This is a genomic window from Dyadobacter sp. CY261, assembly GCF_021440085.1.
Lineage (GTDB): Bacteria > Bacteroidota > Bacteroidia > Cytophagales > Spirosomataceae > Dyadobacter.
In genome coordinates this window covers 1-312 of record NZ_JAKCPW010000026.1, presented here as the reverse complement: position 1 = coordinate 312, position 312 = coordinate 1, and the positions used below count along the sequence as shown (strand labels likewise).

The 312-nt window shown below is 39.7% G+C and carries 1 protein-coding gene; it reads left to right on the top strand.

All coding sequences use genetic code 11. From position 1 onward, the window contains the following. Nucleotides 1-201, top strand: a 201-nt coding sequence (locus LZD49_RS33690; protein ID WP_234672816.1) for a hypothetical protein, incomplete at its 5' end; no start/stop codon positions are given. Nucleotides 202-312 lie beyond the last annotated feature (111 nt).

Here is a 312-nt window from a genome sequence, read left to right as displayed (position 1 = left end):
ACACCCGAAGCCAGAGATGAATATCAATCATATTTGCCCCATATTTTTAGTTTGGCTTTAAATGGGAGTGGTATTACAGAGATCGCCAATGCGCTGAGTGCAATTGAGCGAGAGCGGATGGGTCTGTTCGAAAACAGTGATAAGAACAACGAAGTGGCAACAGAAATCATGCAAGCTACCTACAATTTTAGAGTCAGATAACTGACTCATTTTCATGCTGTAAGCTTCCCCTAAAAGTGATCGTTGAATAAATGGAGCTTTCCGATTATATTTTCATAAAAGGAAAGGAACATGAAGAAGAATCGATTCAGC